We start from the raw sequence: 16,019 nt of genomic DNA on the forward strand, positions 1-16,019 counted from the left end.
AGCGTCACTAAGTCGCACCCGTCGATACAGCTGGCAGTCTGAATATCGCTGGTAGCCTTGAACTCATGCCCTCATCTGCCGCTCAAGCACGTCGATCAAGCCACGCATCTGAGTATCTGTATCCCGACCACCTGCGGGAGGTAGCCGCAGCGCTGCCCCGCCTGCCCGGGGTTTATACGTTTCACGGTATCGAAGGCGGCTTGCCTCTCTATATCGGCAAGAGCATCAATGTCCGCACCCGTGTGATGGATCATCTGCGCACGCGCGAAGAAGCCTCGCTGCTGCGGCAAAGCCGAAGCATCAGCTGCATTCGAACGGCGGGCGACTTGGGTGCCCGGCTGCTGGAGGCGCAACTGGTCAAGCGCCAGATGCCCCTCTACAACCGGCTGCTGCGGAAACTCCCTCGGCAGTTCAGCCTGCGGCTTTATCGCGGCGAGGTTTCTGTGGTCAATTCGGCCGACTATGAGCTCGCCAGTGCTCCGATGCTCTACGGGCTGTATTCCAGCGAACGGTCAGCGTTGGAATCGCTGAGGCGCGTCGCCGACGATCAGGCCTTGTGCTACTCGCTGCTGGGTCTGGAGCGCTTGCCCAAGGGCCGCCCGTGTTTCCGTTCCATGCTGCGCCAATGCCTTGGCGCCTGTTGCGGAAAGGAGACACCTGCAGACCATGAGCTGCGCCTGCGTGCTGCGCTTGCGCATCTGGAGGTCACCGCATGGCCTTACGGCGGCCGCATCGCGATCGAGGAAGCCGGGGAAGACATGACCCAGTTTCATGTTGTCGACAACTGGGCCTACCACGGCAGTGCGCCGACGCTTGCCAAAGCGCGGCGTATCAAACCAGGTGCCGAGCAGTTCGATCGTGACTCCTACAAGATTCTCCGGCATGCGCTGGACCGTGGCACAGCGGTTGTCCATCTGCTTTGCTGAAGCGTTCCGCGCGGGTAATCGTGGCTGGCGGCCCATTTACAAGGACACCAGCCCACCCCGTCGCCGAGCCACCCCAGGCGAGTGACCCATAACCCGCTTGTAAGCGCGACTGAAAGCCGCCTGCGAGGCATACCAGAGACGCTCTGCCAACACGTCTATGGACAGGTTCTCAGCGGGTCTGACGTTTCATATCTAGCTGTTTCGCAGGGGAGCCAGGCGGCGACGCAGCGCGCCTGCCGCCGCCGCGATCGCCATGGCAGGCACCGCCAGCACCAATGCGTATATCAGCCCGGCCAGCAACAACGGGCCAAAGCCCGACACCACGGCCACCACCGGCACCTGCAGCGCCATGAGCAACAGCCCCCATAGCCACGCGTGCCGGGGAAAGCAGGCGCCCAGGACTGCCGCAATGACCAGTGCGATGGGATAAACGACAGTCCAGAACGCGGGCGCGTCCCAAGGCTCACCGCCCGGCGTCCGCCACGCCACCAGCACCCAGAACACCACGCCGACTTTCAGCGTTACCGCACTTGCTGCAAGCAAACTACCCGTCATCCGCATCGTTGGTCCCCCGCACGAATGCGCAGCATGCCACTGTCGCCGTTGACGGCGTATGACCAGCGACGCCACCAGGATGCCGGGCGCACCCGTTCCGCAACCACGTGTCGACGCATCGATTTCCGTCTCCATCCCTGAGACCGGCCCAGCCTATTCTCCAGCCCCATGGACGTCCCCCAGCAAACTCTCACCCCCATGCCAGACGACTTCCACTGGAAGCCGCGCTGCCACCTCGACACGCTCCCCACCGGGCTCTTCCTCCACGGCGAGATCGTAGCCAGCATGCACCAGCGTATCGACGGCGCGTGGCTGGCTCGTCTCCATGCGGACGATGGCCTGGATACCCCGCTGGTGATGCGTCGCTGCACCTCCTTCGATGTCGGCCGCAAAGGCTGCGAACTGTGGGCCCTGCGCCACGAACGTGCGCTGCGCCGCAAAGTGGCGATAAAGCTTCAATGGATCCAGGACAACGTGGTGCTCCGGGGCAGGGGGGCGCAACTGGAACCTCAGCACGCAGCAAGCCCCAGCTGATCCGGATCCAAAGCCACCGTACGCATCCATACTCCCAGTATTCTTCGCAAGCACCTGGGCTCCCGAGCTGAAGCCCTGACCCTTGGCATCGCCTGCTGGCATCCGTCGCAGTGGGATAAATCGTGTCCGGGGCGGAATTCGGTGAGCAGATACGGTCCGCACCGCATTTGTGGAGGCTGTGATGGCGGTCGTTTGACCCCTATTGACAACGTCGCGCGCCGCAATCAATCTCCGCGACGGGGACACGCGCGCTCATTGTGAAGCCGCGCTACAGGGATGACATGTCACACGGAAATGCGGCGCTGTCGGTCGTGGGTGATGGGGTGGTCGGGGGTGAGGAGATTAGCCTGGCGTTACGCGGGCTGGTCCTGCTCGCTCAGTTTCATGGAATTGCGGCGGATGCCGGCCAGTTGGCGCACGAGTGTGCATCCGATAACGCGCGCGTGGATGACACCATGCTCGTGCTAGTCGCACGCCGGTTGGGCCTGAAGGCCAAGATCGCCAAGCTTTCCGTGGATCGGCTGGCAATGGCGAACCTGCCCGCACTAGTGTTTGGCGCCGACGACGACGCGTTCATCCTGGCGCGGATCAACGGCGAACAGGTCTTGATCCACGACCTGCGCACCAAGCGACCGCAGACCATATCGTTTGAACAGCTGACGCAGCGTTACGCTGGCCGAATCCTGCAGGTGGCGTCTCGCGCGTCGGTGTTGGGTGACCTGGCGCGTTTTGATTTCAGTTGGTTCATCCCGGCCGTGGTCAAATACCGGAAGTTACTGCTGGAGGTCTTCATCGTCTCCTTCTTCATCCAGCTGCTGGCGCTGGTTACGCCACTGTTCTATCAAGTGGTGATGGACAAGGTCCTCGTGCATCGAGGGCTGACCACGCTGGATGTAATCGCCATCGGTCTAGTGTCAATCGCCATGTTCGATGTGGTGCTTGGCGGCCTGCGGACTTACGTGTTCGCACACACGACCAGCAAGATCGACGTGGAGCTGGGCGCGCGTCTGTTCCGGCACATGCTGTCTCTGCCGCTGGCGTATTTCGAGTCGCGCAGGGTGGGCGACACCATTGCGCGGGTCCGCGAGCTTGAGAATATCCGCAGTTTCCTGACCGGGCAGGCGCTGACCTCGGTGCTGGACCTCTTCTTTACCGTGGTGTTTCTCGCGGTGATGTTCTACTACAGCGGCTGGCTGACCCTGATCGTCGTGTTGTCGCTGCCGCTATATGCACTCATCTCGGCAGGCATCACACCTGTGCTGCGCCAGCGCCTCAACGAGAAGTTCGCACGTGGCGCTGACAACCAGTCGTTCCTGGTGGAAACCGTCAGCGGCATCAGCACCGTCAAAGCGATGGCCGTTGACCCACGCGTGACCCGCACCTGGGATAACCAGCTGGCTGGCTATGTGGGTGCGGGATTCGCGGTAACCAAGGTAGCAACCGTTGGCCAGCAGGGCGTGCAGCTGGTGCAGAAGCTCGTCAGCGTGGCGATCCTGTTCTGGGGCGCGAAGATGGTCATCGATGGCAAGCTGAGCCTGGGCCAGCTGATCGCGTTCAACATGCTGTCTGGCCAAGTGTCGGCTCCCATTATTCGGCTGGCGCAGCTGTGGCAGGACTTCCAACAGGTAGGCATTTCCGTTGAGCGCCTGGGCGATATCCTGAATACCCGGACCGAGCTACCGGGCAGCCGCCTTGCACTTCCGCCGATCAAGGGCCGCGTTACATTCGAGCGAGTGGCGTTCCGCTACCGCCCCGACGCCCTCGAGGTGCTCTCGGGGATCGAGCTCGACATCGGTGCGGGGGAAGTCATCGGCATCGTTGGCCGCTCCGGCTCCGGCAAGAGCACGCTGACCAAGCTGGTGCAGCGTCTCTACGCCCCCGAACGCGGCCGCGTGCTGGTTGATGGACAGGACTTGGCGTTGGCCGATCCAGCATGGCTGCGTCGCCAACTCGGTGTCGTGCTGCAGGAGAACTTTCTCTTCAACCGCAGCGTGCGGGAGAACATCGCGTTGAGCGATCCGGGCATGCCTTTGGAGCGGGTGATCCAGGCTGCCACGCTGGCCGGCGCGCACGAGTTCATCGCGGCGCTGCCCGAAGGCTATGACACCAAGGTTGGCGAACACGGTACCGGACTGTCAGGCGGCCAGCGCCAGCGCATCGCGATCGCGCGGGCGTTGATCACCGACCCGAGGATCCTCATCCTCGATGAAGCCACCAGTGCGCTCGACTACGAATCCGAACATGCGGTGATGAGCAATATGCGTTCGATCTGCAAGGGCCGCACGGTTCTGATCATCGCCCACCGCCTGTCCACTGTCCGCCACGCCAATCGGATCGTGGTGGTGGAGAAGGGACAGATCGTTGAGAGCGGGACACATGACGAGTTGGTGGTGCGACCCGGCGGACACTACGCCCATTTGTACCGACTGCAGCAGGGGATGGCATGAAGCACATCCGCGATGGCATCGGGGACTTCCTCAAGCGTTACCGCACGGTATTGGGTGCGGCGTGGAAGGCGAGGCGAGAAATGGACCCGCTGCCGCGTGGCGAGGAGGAGCGTGCCTTCCTGCCCGCCCATCTGGAACTGATCGAAACGCCGACATCGCCGACGGCGCGGTGGACCATGCGTATCATCATTTGCATGTTCATGGTGGCCGTAGTCTGGGCGACCCTCGGCAAGCTGGATATCGTGGCGGTGGCGCCGGGCAGGACGGTGGTGGACTCGCGGACCAAGGTGGTGCAGTCCAGCGAAACAGCGGTCGTGCGGCGGATTCTGGTTCGAGATGGTCAGCAGGTGGAGGCCGGTGCTCTGTTGATCGAACTGGACGCCACCGCCACCAGTGCCGATTTCGCCAGGGCCGGCGATGCGTTGATCAATGCACGCATGACTGCAATGCGTCAAAGAGCGCTGGCCCAAGCCATCAGCGGGGGCCAGCCGCTGCGCTTCGAGGCCGCTCAGGGAGTGCCGGAGGCACGCGTCATCGCCGAGCAGGCGTTGGCCAGCAGCCAGTACGAGGCATTGCAAGCGCGTCGGTACAACCTGCAGGCGCTGATCTCCCAACGCCGGGCAGAGCTGGAAACCACCCAGGCGAGCATCCGCCCGCTGGACGAGTCGGCGCGAATCTCCCGCACGCGTGCGGAAGATTACGCCAAGCTGGTGGAAGGCAAGTACGTGGGTCGGCACGACTACCTGCTGCGCGAGCAGGAACGCATCGCGGCTGAGCGAGATCTGGCAACCCAGCGCAATCGGGTACAGGAAACCCGTTCGGCGCTGTTGGCGGCCGACGAAGAGCTGCGTGTGCTGGTTACTGATTTTCGCCAGCGGACCTTGGATGACCTACGCGCGGCCGAGGAGCAGATCGGGCAGATGACCCCGGAAGTCTCCAAGGCCGGCCAGCGGGACCGATTGATGGCGCTGCGCGCGCCGGTGGCCGGCACCGTGCAGCAGCTGGCGGTGCATACCGTGGGCGGCGTAGTGACCCCGGCCCAGCCACTTCTGGTGGTGGTGCCGAGCGAGGAAGCGCTGGAGATCGAAGCCACCGTGCTCAACAAGGACATCGGCTTCGTGCGTCCCGGCCAAGCGGTGACGGTCAAGGTGGAGAGTTTTCCGTATACGCGCTACGGCTACCTGACCGGCAAGGTGGTCAGCGTCTCGCACGATGCCGCGCAGGACGAGAAGCTGGGTCTGGTGTTCCCCGCACGGGTCAAGTTGGAGCGTGCCACGTTGCACATCGACGGAGTGCAGGTCCGGCTAAGTGCAGGCATGAGCCTTAGTGCCGAGATCAAGACCGGCAAGCGCAGGGTCATCGATTACCTGCTCAGTCCGTTGCAGCAGCACACCACTGAATCCCTCCGCGAGCGGTAGCCTCAGCTGCCAGGTAAGTGATGGAACAACTGGATGATCGCCTTCCACTGGACACCCCCATGCACCTAGTCCGGACGCTGATGACACTTCTGCTGCTGGTCACGGCCGCCTGCCAAGGGCCTCACGAGCAACCGCCTATGCATGAAGCCTTGCGCCCATACATGCACCAGCCCGGCGCCGAGCCCGCAGGGGGCAACGCCTTGGCCGTCTATCTATCAGCTGACGACGGCCGCGTTCTAGTCGGCGGAGCACGAACTGGCGTTCCTACGACGTCACGCATTCGACTATTGCTCAGAGCAGGGCGTATTCCTGACGCCTATACACGAGACGAGAAGGACGGGCGTGTAACAGATGAGGGCGATGGATTTGTCCGCTATTTCCCGCCAGGGGATGCCTTTGCGCTGGGCATCGTCCGCTTTACCGGCCCCGACGGGCGGCGGGTTCACGCCCGGCAAAGTAGTGGTGAAACGCCGGGCGAAGGAAACTACTTGGCAGAAGTACAGCTGGATGGAATCTATTTGGAGTATCTCTACACTGCCCGAAGTCAGGCCGATCACATGCGGGTAGCTGAACTTGCTTCTGGGTGGTTGATGAAAGCCAACTGATCAGCGTAGCTTTCAGGGGACCTGTTCTCGCCCGTCGAGCGCACGGTTACGCAGTTGGCAGTTGAATGCGCTTGGTGCGCGTGACGCCGGCACAGCTAATGTTGGTGGAGCGAAGGCGGAACTTCAGGGCTTTGGATACAAGCGGCTGGAGCGGCTTATGGCCGTGAGCAGCTGGAAGCCGTGTAGCAATGAATCAATTTCGACGAGGTGCCGTAATGCAAAGAGCAATAGTCCTTGCGACCCTGGTCGCCCTGATATCGGCGTGCAGCGAACCGCCTTTGGAGCGCCCCGTGAACGAAGCCTTACAGCCTTACCTTGCGCGCCCCGGCGTAGATTCTGCCGGGGGAAACGCCGTCGTCGTGTATCTAACGTTGAGTAACGGTAGCGTCCGGGAGGGTCCGGGAAGGAGTGCAGGCACACCGTGGACTGCAATACGGTTGCTGGTCCGCGTGGGATCGGCATTGCCAGCGGCAGCCCTGTTTGGCGACAACGACAAAGTGATCGACGAGGGCGATGGCTTCGTGAGGATCGTGTCGGGCAATCGACCGCCCGAGCGGGGCGTACTGCGCTTCAGTGGGCCTTGCGGGCTTGAAGTGCTTGCGACCCAGCGTTCTGGCGACACGACTGAGAAGGGTACCTACCTGGCCGAGATGCAAATGGATGGCGTGTTCCTCCAGTACCTGTATGGCGCGGAAAGTCAGCAAGACCACCGCCGCTACGCCGATTGGGCGCACAGCTGGTACATGGCTGGTCAGACGCCGTGTCCTGAACCGTGACGGTGGCGGTCGTCGTGGCCAGGCAGGCGACGTGTCCGCGTCTTACCAACTTAGTTGGGCAAGGCGAGCTTCGGTCCGCGCTTAGTAATGCCGGAAGAGGCCATTTCCGTAATTGACCGCTTCCGTCGACGCAATTGCGACTGTCGTAGCTCACCCACCAACCTTTTACCAACCGCACCATCAAGGAAGATCATGTCTGGAATCCTCAATCTCGATTCATCCCAGCGCAATACGCTGCAGAACTACAGCAACTCGGGCAACCATGCTGATGCCTACCGATATCTTCGCGACCTGGCACAGAACCAAGCACGAAGCTCAGATGCAGCGACTGCCGCGGAACTCAACCAGATGGCGAACTGGTTCAACGCCGCCGGCAAGATCAATGCTAACGACGGCAGCCTTGTAAGCGATCTTGTTCGTGGCGCCACCATGTGGCAGGGCAATGTCAACGGTCTCGACGCCAACGAAGCATGGTTCCAGAAAGGCTCAGATATCCTGGCCGAGTCGGTCGTTCAGGACGTGTTGGCGGGTGAGGTGAGGTCCCTCGCGGATATCATCAGCGCGGACGTTATGACGGCAGTTCGGGACATGCAGCTTGGCGAGGCCGATCGCTGGGCAGGCACGCTTGGAGACCAGTTCGACCCGCCCTTGGGCCTGGGCGAGGACTTCGTGCAAGTCCAAAGTGAAGATGGTTCGGTTACCGGCTACGCACAGGACCTGGCGGCAGCCATCCTGTCCAATATCAACGGTGTCCTGCGCGCGTCCGGGCTCGAAGCGCCGTTAAGCGATGCAATGGGCTGGGTGATGGACCACGGTTTCGGCAAGCTGCTTGACATGCTGAACGAAGATATGGGTTGGGCCATGGACAATGGCCTCGGACGCTTCATCGACCGGTTCGAAGACTTGGCGCGGCGTATTCGCGGCGACAACACCTATCGCATCGAGCGCTACGATCCCCTTGCTCTCGACCTGGACGGCGATGGACAAGTAAAGACTGTCGCCGAGGGCGGCTGGGCCGGCGCACTGTTTGACCACGACAGCGATGGCATTCGCACCGCTAGTGGCTGGGTGGATGCCCGCGACGGTCTGCTGGTGCGCGATCTTGATGGCAACGGTCGAATTGACTCCGGCCGTGAGCTGTTTGGCGACCAGACCCGGCTGGCAAACGGGCAGCGTGCGACCAATGGGTTCCAGGCTTTGGCTGCGCTGGACGATAACGGTGACGGTCGGGTCGATCTCAACGACGCGGCATTTTCCACGCTGTCCGTGTGGCGCGACACCAACGGCAACGGCATCACCGATGCGGGTGAACTGTTAACCCTGCAGGAGCTGGGCATCACGTTCCTGGGGACCGCCATGAGCGGCAGCAGTGGTGATGTCGACGGCGGGGCGCTGCTTGGGTCGTCGACTTTCGGGCGCCGCGATGCCAACGGGACTGAGCAGGCGCACCTCCTCCAGGACTTCAACTTCGACAACGACAGTCTGCGCTCTGATTACATCGAAGATGTCTCGGTACCCGAGGAGATTCGCGGCTTGGTCAACAGTCGTGGAATAGGGAACTTGCGCTCACTGCACCAGGCTGCGGCGTTGTCGCCGGCGTTGCAGGCATTGCTGGTCAGCTTCTCTTCGGGAGAGACACGTCAGACGCAGAGAGACCTTCTGGACGATCTGATCCTGGAATGGGCGAGGACCAGCCCTTACTTCTCGTCGCAGGCGATCCGCGTCAATGCCGGCGGTGGCGTGGAAGACCCAGACTCATCCAATGTCGTTCGCCTGACGCCCAACCAGGTTCTCGTGTGGCCCGATCCGACTTGGCTTGATGACGTGCAGACGATGAAGATGCGCGTGGTTGAGGCGATTATGGGGTACCAGCCGATTACCGATGTATGGTGGGGCACGCAGACCGTGCAGCAGTATGTGCAGGTCTACGATGCGATCTTCGAAGCGTTCTATGCAACGCTCAGCAGCAAATCGCGACTGAAGGGCTATACCGATTTGATCGCGCCGACATGGGACGTGCAGGCTGGACAGGTCAGCTTTTCGTTCTCAGCACTGGAAGTGAAGCTCAATCAGCGATTCACAGATGGCCCAGTCGACGCGATCATCGATTTGAGTGAGTTGCTGCGTGCCCAGGGGCGGTTCTTACTGAGTAATGGTTGGGGCACGGGCGAGACAATGTTGCGCGGCTGGCTCATGCAGGCCGAATCCCAGCTTGACTTGGCGGCCGCTTTGGCGGCAGCAGGTTTGCAGCTAAGCAGCGTAGCCACCGACGGATCTGTGGGAGGCAGTCTCGGCAACGGCGACGGCATCCTTGTCGGCCGTGACCAAGCCGCCGGCGTGCGCGAGCAGCTTCGTGGTGGCACAGGCGATGACCTCATTCTAGGCGGCGCTGGGGACGATCTGCTGGACGGTGGCCAAGGCGGCGACACCCTGTTCGCAGGCGCGGGCAATGACACCCTGCTGGGCGGTGCCGGTGGCGACCAGCTGTCCGGCGGCGACGGTGAAGACAGCCTCGACGGTGGTGAGGGCGATGACTCGCTGTACGGCAATGCCGGTAACGACAGTCTGAACGGTGGCGTCGGCATCGACCGACTGGAAGGGGGGCAAGGCACGGACGCACTGAATGGTGGCGCCGGGAACGACGTTCTGGATGGCGGAGCAGGCGATGACTACCTGCAGGGCGGCGAGGGTAGCGACCGCTACCTGTTCGGCCGGGGCAGCGGTCACGACCGTATCAACAACCACGATATGTCCGCCGGCCGCGTCGATACGCTGGAGATCGGGGCCGGCATCCTGCCTTCCGACCTGAAGGTGTGGCGCAGCGGCGACTACCTCTGCATCGAAATCATCAGCACGGGCGACCGCGTCGATGTCCAGGACTACTTCCGCGCAGATGGACAGAGCGACTATCGGTTGGATCGCATTCGTTTTTCAAATGGGGTGCAATGGAGCATTGCTGACGTCAAGGCACTGGTTCTCATCCCGGTTCCGGGTGTGGACGATCTTTACGGCTATGACAGCGATGACGTCATCCATGGTGGAGCGGGCAATGAGTGGCTGAGTGGGCGCGGTGGCGATGACACACTGACCGGAGGCGGCGGCTCGGATACGCTGAACGGTGATGATGGCAATGACCTGCTCGCCGGCGGCGAGGGCGACGATCGTCTCAACGGTGGCGATGGCCAGGATCGCCTGGTGGGGGACGCCGGCAACGACACCATGGATGGCGGCGCGGGCGACGACCAGCTTTGGGGCGGCAGCGGCAACGACCACCTGCGCGGGGGCCAGGGCAATGACGTTTACTGGTTCGCCGCCGGATTTGGCCAGGATGTGATTGATAATCATGACGACACCGGGGGGCGCCTGGATGCCATAGCATTCGAGGTGGGCATAGACCCGGCAGACATCATCGCCAGCCGCGTCGGCGACGATCTCGTGCTCGTGCGTGCGGGCAGCACCGATCGGTTGACGATTTCGCGCTACTTCCAGAACGATGGCAACGGCCCTTCCCGCATAGATGAGATCCGCTTCTCTGACGGCACGCTGTGGACAGTGTCGACGGTCCGGCAGCGCGTACAGGTCGCCACCGCTGGCGACGACCATCTCCAAGGCTATGAAGGCGACGACGCCCTCTCAGGCGAAGCAGGCCATGACACGCTGTCCGGCGGACTGGGCAACGACCAGTTGGACGGCGGTCAAGGCGATGACCTGTTGCAGGGCGGCGAGGGGGCCGACGTGCTTAACGGCGGCCAGGGCAGCGACACGTTGGATGGCGGCGAAGGTAGTGACCAGTTGTTCGGTGGCGCTGAGATGGATGCGCTTTACGGTGGCACGGGCGACGATCTGCTGGACGGCGGCGATGGACGCGACTGGCTGTCCGGTGAACAAGGCAATGACGAGCTGTACGGCGGTGCAGGCGACGACGAACTGATGGGCGGCGATGGCGACGACGTCGTGCAGGGCGACACCGGTAATGACCGACTGGCCGGTGGCAGCGGAAATGACCACTACCGCTTCGCGACCGGCGACGGCCTGGACACGGTTCTCGACACGGATGGGGCAAGTACCTTGCATCTTCTCGACCGGTCGTTGGACTCCGCTGTGCTACGCCGTGACAACGCTGACTTGGTGCTCTCCTTCCGTGACGGAAGTGGTGACCGGATCCGCCTTGAGGGCTACTTTGACAGCGGCACCGGACTGGCAACGATGGGCCTTTCGCTCTCAGCTGGTGGCGTGACACGTGTGCTCGACTCTGCGGCGCTTGACCTTGCCGTGCTCGAAGCCACGGCGCTGGCCGACGTCATCCACGGAAATTTGGCCGACAACAGCGTGTACGCGGGGCTGGGCGACGACACCGTGTATGGCTACGCAGGCAACGACAATCTGCGCGGCGAGGCGGGCAACGACGTCCTGTCTGGGGGCCAAGGTGCCGACTTCCTCGATGGTGGGGACGGCGAAGACTGGTTGGACGGCGGTGAGGGCGTGGATGAGGCGCGCGGCGGTAACGGTGACGACACCTACGTGGTCGATAGCAGCAACGACGGCATAATTGAGCTGGCTTTGTCCGGCACTGACCACGTACTGAGCAGCGCAAGCTATACGCTGTCGGCCCACGTGGAAACACTGACACTTACCGGCACGGCTGATATCGACGGCACCGGCAACGATCTTGCCAATGTCCTGACAGGCAATGACGGCGCCAACCGCCTGGACGGTGGCGCGGGCAATGATCAGTTGCTGGGCGGCGATGGCAGCGACCATCTGCTCGGTGACAGTGGTGGGGACGTGCTGGATGGGCAGGCCGGTGACGATCGCATGGAGGGCGGTGCTGGCGACGACATCTACCATGTGGACAGCGTGCTTGACAGCATCCTCGAACACACAGGCGAGGGCACGGACACGGTGCATGCCGGCAGCGACTACACCCTGTCAGCCAATATCGAGCGCTTGATTCTGTCGGAGGGCAGTGGCGCGGTCGAGGCCGTTGGCAGCGCCGACGACAACGAGCTGGTTGGCAACAGCAACAGCAATCGGCTCGACGGCGGGGCCGGTGCCGATCGTATGTCGGGTGGGCTGGGCGACGACACCTACGTGGTCGACCAGACAGGCGATGTGGTGGTCGAGCTGGCCGATGAGGGGCGCGACACCGTCGAATCGAGCATCGATTACGTGCTGGGCACCACATTGGAAGCGCTTGTACTGACCGGTATGGGCGACATCAGCGGCACCGGCAATGACGCTGACAACCAGCTGGTGGGCAATGCCGGCAACAACCGCCTGGATGGCGGTGCCGGCGGCGATCAGATGTACGGCGGCCTGGGGGATGACTACTTCATCAACGACAGCAGCGGCGATCGGATACACGAGTACGCTGGCGAAGGTGTCGACACCGTCGAACGACGCTATGAGACCAATCTGGTGCTTGCCGACGAAGTTGAAAACCTCATCCTGGCAGTCGGAATCCAGACCGGGAACGGCAATGGGTTGGACAACACGATCACGGGCAACTCGGCGGCCAATACGCTTGGCGGTTGGGATGGTGACGACCTGCTGTACGGCCTGGATGGAAACGACTCCCTGTTCGGAGGCACGGGGAGCGATCTGCTGGACGGTGGAGCTGGAAATGACTATCTCGATGGTGGAGAGGGGATAGACCGCTTGGAAGGCGGACTGGGTGATGACGTCTATATCACCGATGAAAGCGACGATGACGTCGTGGAGGCGCCCGGCGGCGGCAAGGACCAGGTGCAGACCACGGCGACATATGCCTTGTCAGAGAATATAGAGAACCTGTTCCTGACCGGCGCTGGGGTCATCAACGGAACCGGCAATGCACTGGACAACTACCTGGCCGGCAACGCGCAGAACAACGTCATCAACGGCATGGGCGGCAGCGATACCATCGTGGGTGGCGCCGGCAATGACACGCTGATGGGCGGTACGGGCGACGATAAATACGTGTTCGATACCAGCAGCGGCGTTGATCGCGTTGACAACACCGGAGGCGGCTTCGATGGCGTCTTTTTCAACGGCGGCGTTACCCGTGAACGGATCTCGTTCAGCCGCGACGGCAATGACCTGCTGATCACCTTGGACAACGCTGCGACCCCCAGCGTCCGCGTGACCAACCACTTCCTCGGTGGCGACGCGGCGATTGACTACGTGCAACCCGATGGCGGCGCATACCTCACCACGGCGCAGATCAACCAGATCGTGGCTGGCGGCGGCACCGGCTTCGACCAGGTCATTCAGGGGACGGGCGCAGGGGAGCAGTTGGTAGGCAGCACGGGCAAGGATCTGCTGGAGGGACTCGGCGGCAACGACACGCTGTTCGGCATGGCCGGCGATGACACCCTGCGCGGCGGTGACGGCAATGATTCGCTGGCTGGCGGCAACGGCAGTGCGGCGGGTTCCGGAAATGACCGGCTCGAAGGTGGCGCGGGCAACGATTCACTGCGCGGCCAGGACGGCAGCAATGTGCTGATCGGAGGCAGTGGTGACGACCAGTACATCTACGGCGGTGGTGTCGACGTCATCGACAATACTGGCGGCGGTACCGAATGGTTGTTCTTCCAGAACGGCATCACTGCGGCCCAGCTCGGGTTTACCCGAGAGGGCGACAACCTGGTGATCACCGTCAACGGCAACAGCAACCAGCGCGTTACCGTGACCGGCCACTTCCTGGGCGGCGACATGTCGCTGGACTACCTGCAACCCGCGAGCGGCTCGGCGCTCAACACTGCGGCAATCAATGCGCTGGTGAGTAACAACGGGGGCGGCGGCAACGACGGCGGTACGCCGGGTGCCGGGAACGACAGCGACTACCCGTCCAAGATCAACGGCACCGCCAGTGCTGAGCAGTTGGTGGGGACGAGCGGGCGCGATCTGATCAAAGGGCTCGCCGGGGACGATACGCTGTTTGGGATGGGAGGCGACGACAAGCTGGACGGAGGAGAGGGTAACGACTACTTGTCCGGTGGCAACGGCAGCTTCAGTGGATCGGGTAAGGACATCCTCATCGGGGGTGCTGGCGACGACCAGCTGGTGGGCGAAGATGGAAATGATCAGCTGTTCGGCGGCGTCGGCAACGATACTTACTTCTATGCCGAGGGATCGGGTGCGGACACAGTCGACAATACGGGTGGCGGCACCGATTGGTTGTACTTCGATGCCATCAGCCGCGACCGTCTGTCCTACCATCGCGACGGGGACGACCTGGTCGTCCGCGTTGATGGCACTGCAGCCCAGCAGATGCGCGTGCTGCGCCACTTCCAGGGCGGCGAGTTCGCAATTGCCTTCGTGCAACCCGGTGATGGTGGTAATGCCATCTCTGCAAGCAGTATCGCCAGCCAGCTGAGTCCATTGTCTTCGGCGACTTCAGCGTCCCCATCCCAGTCCCGACGAGTTGAGAATGGAGTGGGGGCCGGACAGGCATCAGGAAATGCCGAACTGAATCTCCTCATTGGCGCCATGAGCTCGTTCCAGGCAGTGGCTACCGATATGACGGAGCCCCGCAGTGGCGTGGCGGACATCGCCGGGTCGTCGCTCTGGGGGGCTGGCGAGCTGTTCCGAGCGGAGCGCTCGGTCATGCAGGCTCTCTAAGGTTGGATCCAAAGGTATGTGGCGTCCGGGAGCGGCTTGTTGGCCGCTCCCGGACGTCGCCACTGGGCCCGGAGCCTGTCACCGCACTACCAATAATGTTTGAACCTCCCACTGAACACGGACGCCATATAGTGGTATCTCAGCGGCGAGCTTCAACCGCCACGGAAGGCAAGCAATGAAAGCCCTCTGGTACATCTCAGCCACGATTTCACTGCTCTGCGCAGCACTCGTCATCTGGCTCTCAGCCACCCAGGGCGCCGGCCCGAAGATGCTCGCGGCCATGCAGCTTTTTATCCTCGGCGCATGCGGAGCGCTGGTCTGCGTCATCGCCGCCGTCGCCCTGCAGGGCCGTCGCGTGATCCCCGGCGCAGTGCTCCTTCTTGCCTACCCAGCAGCGTTCGTGCGCTCGATGCCGGGCCTCGGCAACGTCCAGTAACACCTCAGCCGCCGCGCCAAATCCGCAACTTTCCTCATGTACACGCCCGCCACACCAGCACACGATGTCCGTGCTGACCCGTAGGGCCAGCCGGGATTGGCATCCCGAACGTCGTTAGCAAAGCGTCTCCGTTGTCGCCTTCGGGTACGGCGGAGCATGCGCCCTCGTGCCATCCTTTTGGCGGACGGTGCGGGGGATCGCATGATCCGCCGGTTAACTGCTTTGTACGACGCCGGTATGCCAACCCGCACCATCCGCCACCCTGCGCCTCGGCGCCGGTGGCCATGCCATGCGAGGTCACCCCTTGTCCGCAGAAATCAGAGCCAGCGTGCGCCTGTACGCGCTCATCGGCGAATCCGTCCACACGCTGCCCCCGCGCTTCGTCAAGAAGCTGGAAGGCATCCTGCAGGCGCACGAAAGTTCCCAGCACGCCTACCGCCCCGTGGTGGCCGTACCGCCGCCGCGCCGGCGCTCGCCCGGCGACGGCTCCAACGCGGATCCACGCGCCGCCGCCGACGCCTGGCGCTGCGATCTCAGGCTGGTGGACCGCCAGCTGCGCGCCCTTGCCGAAGTGCTGGAAATCGTCCATATCGCGCATCGCGAAGTGCACACATCGGCGGAGGAGGGAATCCCCAGGGAGAGCCTGATCGACGCCCTGCTGGGCGACGGCCGCGATAGGGTCAGGACGGCGCGCGACGCGTTGCGCGGCGTGCTTTAGGC

General features: G+C 62.8%; 10 protein-coding genes. 9 read left to right on the plus strand and 1 reads right to left on the minus strand.

Annotated features, from left to right (window positions below; all coding sequences use genetic code 11):
* Window positions 1-65 precede the first annotated feature (65 nt).
* On the plus strand, window positions 66-926 hold the full coding sequence (cho, locus tag CXG43_RS06020) for an excinuclease Cho (protein WP_101099129.1): 861 nt from the start codon (window positions 66-68) through the stop codon (window positions 924-926).
* A 192-nt stretch (window positions 927-1,118) separates the two neighbouring features.
* On the opposite strand, the gene CXG43_RS19065 is transcribed toward cho, so the two are convergent.
* A complete protein-coding gene (locus CXG43_RS19065) occupies window positions 1,119-1,616 on the minus strand; it encodes a hypothetical protein (protein ID WP_157825173.1) in 498 nt (165 codons plus the stop codon).
* A 63-nt stretch (window positions 1,617-1,679) separates the two neighbouring features.
* Between CXG43_RS19065 and CXG43_RS06035 the strand changes: the two genes are divergently transcribed.
* The 8 genes from CXG43_RS06035 to CXG43_RS06070 all read left to right on the plus strand — a co-directional run bounded on the left by CXG43_RS06035 (window position 1,680) and on the right by CXG43_RS06070 (window position 16,017).
* Complete coding sequence (locus CXG43_RS06035) at window positions 1,680-2,015, plus strand: hypothetical protein (protein WP_157825172.1); 336 nt, start codon at window positions 1,680-1,682, stop codon at window positions 2,013-2,015.
* Window positions 2,016-2,296: 281 nt separating this feature from the next.
* Window positions 2,297-4,462, plus strand: coding sequence for a type I secretion system permease/ATPase (locus CXG43_RS06040; protein ID WP_101099195.1), 2,166 nt, complete (start codon window positions 2,297-2,299; stop codon window positions 4,460-4,462).
* Window positions 4,459-5,880 carry an HlyD family type I secretion periplasmic adaptor subunit gene (locus tag CXG43_RS06045; RefSeq protein ID WP_101099132.1) on the plus strand — a complete coding sequence of 474 codons (1,422 nt, stop codon included), beginning with the start codon at window positions 4,459-4,461 and terminating at the stop codon, window positions 5,878-5,880. Before CXG43_RS06040 ends, CXG43_RS06045 begins: the two co-directional genes overlap by 4 nt.
* Before the next feature lie 20 nt (window positions 5,881-5,900).
* Window positions 5,901-6,485: a hypothetical protein gene (locus CXG43_RS19070; protein ID WP_157825171.1), complete on the plus strand. Its 585-nt coding sequence runs from the start codon at window positions 5,901-5,903 to the stop codon at window positions 6,483-6,485.
* Window positions 6,486-6,922: 437 nt separating this feature from the next.
* On the plus strand, window positions 6,923-7,261 hold the full coding sequence (locus CXG43_RS06055; RefSeq protein ID WP_101116235.1) for a hypothetical protein: 339 nt from the start codon (window positions 6,923-6,925) through the stop codon (window positions 7,259-7,261).
* Between the two features lie 192 nt (window positions 7,262-7,453).
* Window positions 7,454-14,863, plus strand: a complete 7,410-nt coding sequence (locus CXG43_RS06060) for a calcium-binding protein (protein ID WP_198552983.1) — start codon at window positions 7,454-7,456, stop codon at window positions 14,861-14,863.
* 175 nt (window positions 14,864-15,038) lie between these two features.
* A complete protein-coding gene (locus tag CXG43_RS06065; RefSeq protein ID WP_101099136.1) occupies window positions 15,039-15,299 on the plus strand; it encodes a hypothetical protein in 261 nt (86 codons plus the stop codon).
* 304 nt (window positions 15,300-15,603) lie between these two features.
* A complete protein-coding gene (locus CXG43_RS06070; protein WP_157825170.1) occupies window positions 15,604-16,017 on the plus strand; it encodes a hypothetical protein in 414 nt (137 codons plus the stop codon).
* Window positions 16,018-16,019: the final 2 nt, after the last annotated feature.

The sequence above is a fragment of the Stenotrophomonas sp. Bg11-02 genome, assembly GCF_002836635.1.
In the GTDB taxonomy this organism is placed as follows: Bacteria; Pseudomonadota; Gammaproteobacteria; order Xanthomonadales; family Xanthomonadaceae; genus Stenotrophomonas; species Stenotrophomonas lacuserhaii.

Excerpts from the sequence above, each read along its gene's own strand:
- CXG43_RS06040 (WP_101099195.1), top strand. The coding sequence starts at position 2,297 with ATGTCACACGGAAATGCGGCGCTGTCGGTCGTGGGTGATGGGGTGGTC.
- CXG43_RS06035 (WP_157825172.1), top strand. The coding sequence starts at position 1,680 with ATGCCAGACGACTTCCACTGGAAGCCGCGCTGCCACCTCGACACGCTC.
- CXG43_RS06060 (WP_198552983.1), top strand. The coding sequence starts at position 7,454 with ATGTCTGGAATCCTCAATCTCGATTCATCCCAGCGCAATACGCTGCAG.
- cho (WP_101099129.1), top strand. The coding sequence starts at position 66 with ATGCCCTCATCTGCCGCTCAAGCACGTCGATCAAGCCACGCATCTGAG.
- CXG43_RS06045 (WP_101099132.1), top strand. The coding sequence starts at position 4,459 with ATGAAGCACATCCGCGATGGCATCGGGGACTTCCTCAAGCGTTACCGC.
- CXG43_RS06065 (WP_101099136.1), top strand. The coding sequence starts at position 15,039 with ATGAAAGCCCTCTGGTACATCTCAGCCACGATTTCACTGCTCTGCGCA.
- CXG43_RS19065 (WP_157825173.1), bottom strand. The coding sequence starts at position 1,616 with ATGGAGACGGAAATCGATGCGTCGACACGTGGTTGCGGAACGGGTGCG.
- CXG43_RS19070 (WP_157825171.1), top strand. The coding sequence starts at position 5,901 with ATGGAACAACTGGATGATCGCCTTCCACTGGACACCCCCATGCACCTA.